Source organism: Pyrobaculum sp., from assembly GCF_049971835.1.
GTDB lineage: Archaea > Thermoproteota > Thermoprotei > Thermoproteales > Thermoproteaceae > Pyrobaculum.
Genome location: NZ_JBMFKV010000206.1, coordinates 1 through 3011, shown reverse-complemented (window position 1 = coordinate 3011; position 3011 = coordinate 1). Strand labels below are relative to the sequence as shown.

2 protein-coding genes and 1 pseudogene are annotated in these 3011 nt (G+C 59.1%); all 3 read right to left on the bottom strand.

The window, feature by feature from the left end; genetic code table 11:
- Positions 1 to 2215 (bottom strand): STT3 domain-containing protein (locus tag ACP5J3_RS12410; RefSeq protein ID WP_428495975.1); only part of this gene is annotated, 2215 nt, incomplete at its 3' end.
- A 48-nt stretch (positions 2216 to 2263) separates the two neighbouring features.
- Positions 2264 to 2440 carry a hypothetical protein gene (locus tag ACP5J3_RS12405; protein ID WP_263244353.1) on the bottom strand — a complete coding sequence of 59 codons (177 nt, stop codon included), beginning with the start codon at positions 2438 to 2440 and terminating at the stop codon, positions 2264 to 2266.
- A 278-nt stretch (positions 2441 to 2718) separates the two neighbouring features.
- Positions 2719 to 3011: pseudogene (locus tag ACP5J3_RS12400) on the bottom strand (hypothetical protein); the annotation flags it as partial.

Here is a 3011-nt window from a genome sequence, read left to right as displayed (position 1 = left end):
CCACAACCTCCACACCTTTCTGAGTCCAGCCTTGTATGACGTAGGTAGCCAAGCCCTGGAGCTTCTGCGAGACGTCCACGGGCAGATACACATTCCCACCGGTTACTTTCAGAGCTCTGAAAGAGGTGAATGCGCCGCCGCGCTCCACGCCTTCAAAAATCCAAGGCAGGTATTGGCTGGCGTTGCCGTAGATGGGGAATAGCCTCTCCTTAGAGAAGAGCATTGCGTAGAGCGTCCGGTTTAGATTTAGAGGCACCGGGTAGTAGCTACCCCCTATTGTGAAGTAGGCGTATGAGCCAGGCGGCGGGCCTGGGTACGACATGACTCTAGTATATATGAAATCCTCGGCGCTAACGCCTGCGGGAACGCCGAGAACCGCCTCTGCCTCTTTCCTAACATTTTCAAGCGCGATGCGCGTCATCCAGTACGACTTCAGAAAGTCCCCACCGGGTGGGTACTCGTGGATTAACACAGGCGCTTGGCCTATCTGTAGATTTATTGGGTAAATAGTGAACGGCATAATTGCGAGGATGTATTTGGTGCCGAACCCCCTGCTGAATATATTGGCGCCTATCTGCGGAGGCGCCATCATTCCGAGGCCTATCTTCCCAATCTGCGTGGCGTTTATAGTGGAGTTGTCCGCGAGGCTAGTCTTGTTCCCCACTACAGATATCCAGTAGCCGTAGTCCCACCACGAGGCCACAGGCTCGTAGGGCGGCAACCTCGTCTTTAGCCACATCAACGTGTCTAGGAAGTCGTCGCTGGGGTAGCCCACCGCAGAGGTCACGATCTGGGTGGGTTGCGCCGCTACGCTGGCGCCCGACACCAACATCATCACCATAGACACGACGGCGCCGAGGAGCATCAGTGGCCCCAGCCTCCTGCTATCAAACAGCCTGACGACGCCAAGCGCCGCTGAGACGGCCGCCGCCGGCGCCAGCAGGACTAGCAGACGCACCATCGTGGCGGCGGCGTAGCCGCCCGTCACTAAGTAAGTTAACGCCAGAAGACCACCAGGGGTGAAGAGGAAGGGTACTGACACTATAATGAAGGGCAGTATTGGGCCGTATCTCAAAAGTATTTGGTAGAACTGGGTTGTGCTGTGCTCCGCGACGCTGGCCACAATTGCCGATCTGCCGAAGGGCAGGAGGGTTGCTAGGAACTTGCCTCCAATCATGCCGGTGGCTATTGCTATGGCGAAGACGCCGATGCCGAGGAGCGCGAGGGCTAGGATAGCCCATATGTATCTCCTAAGGAGCTCGGTTGTGCGGGATATACCGAGTTTTGTATCTAGGGCCCAGACAGCCGCCGCGGCGAGCAGGCCGAACGTGGGTAGTATGTTGAAGGCGCTGGTGAGGCTACCCACGCCGTATCGGGGAATTGTCGCAACAAAGATGGCGTAGACCACATAGAACAGTAGATAGGACAGGAAGAGGTTTCTCGTGCTGAAGGGCAAAGACGGCGCCTGGGGCTGTGGTTGCTGCCTCTTTCGCCCCCTAGGCGCCTCCTCTCTCCTTGTGAAGGCTAGTTTGAGGAAGTAGTATGTCGGCAGAACCAGGGCGTAAAGGCCCACCAGGTTCCAGATGTAGAAATGGGCTCCCCAGGTCCACGCGATGTACCCCAGCGCAACTCCGGCCAGGGCGCCCATCCACGGCCTTTTCAAGCCGTCGATTAGGAAGGCGAGGCCCAGGGGTATGAGGAAGAGGCTTATGGGCTCGTCGTCGAACCACGCGGCGAACCCCCTCTCGATGTAGGCCGGCATGAAGGCCACAAGGAGAGCCGTCACCAGCCCCACTCTGACGCCGCCGTTGGGGACGCCCAGCTCGCTCCCCACCCTGTACCCGAGGTAGAAGGCGGAGAAGACAGCCAGCGCGTTCATGATAGCGGGGGCGGCGATAACCGCGTGCCACAGATCGACGCCGAAGGGCCTCAGGATCGAGTAGACGAAGAGGCCGTAGAAGGAGGTGCCGGGGAGGAGGACCTTCCCCCAGTCAATGCCGTAGGGGTACCAGAACTGGGTAAAGTGGGCCCCGGACCACCACCACCCCACCCCGTGTTCAAGAGTGTACCTGGCCAGGTAGTAGCGCACATACGGGTCAAACTCGTCCAGCCACCACCCCCAGAGAAACACCCTGTATATCCTCACGTAGAGAGCCATCGCAAACGCCGCAAGCAGAGCCGGTACAACCAGCAGTATCTTCTCCCTCCGATCCATGAGGCGGCAGAGGGGGGCTCTATATATCTTTAACTCACTTACACAGATCTAGGCCCTCCTCCTAGCCCGCAGAAGCCCCACGGCTATTTTTATAGGCCTCCTCTCAAGGGGAGACATGCACTTGGGGCATATGCCTCCCCACATCTTCAACACGGCCTCCACAGTCTTCGGCTCCTCGCCCTTGTAGAGGAGGAAGCCGCAGGAGTCGCACTTCACGACATACACCAACCAAACCCGGCCCCCCGTTATTAAAAGTTTGCGTGTATTACTAGCATATAGATGTCCCTACGCCACACTCTCAGGGCGCCCCACGGGGCTCAGGCCGGAGCCGAGGCGCGCCAAGGGAGTCGCCCGGAGGCGTCTCCGCCGCCCACTCCGCAGTGCTTATTCGAAGCGGCGGTCAACCCCTCTGTCTTCAAGTTGGAGGGACGTCTAACTCAGGCGGGACGTCAGATATCGATAGGGACAGACGCCGAAGGGGGGACGGCATTCCACAAGGAGAGTCAGGGGTGATTGTTGCCGCATAGGGACGCCCTTACCCCGTCGTGGTAGGTGAAGGATAGGGCGTCTATCTCGTCCTCCTCCAGCTCGGGGTACTTGTCCCTTAGCCAACGCCTGGACCAGCTCGCCGAGAGCTCGTCGACGAGCCTCACCTCGCCGCAGCCGAGGAGGGAAGTTGCCTTCTTCACGTCTACATACGGCGAAGAGCCGATGTGGACCTCGACGCCGTCTATCCCCTTCAAGATCTTCTCCACGGCGCCCCAGTCCAGCACCGCGTGCAACAAGGGGGTCCCTC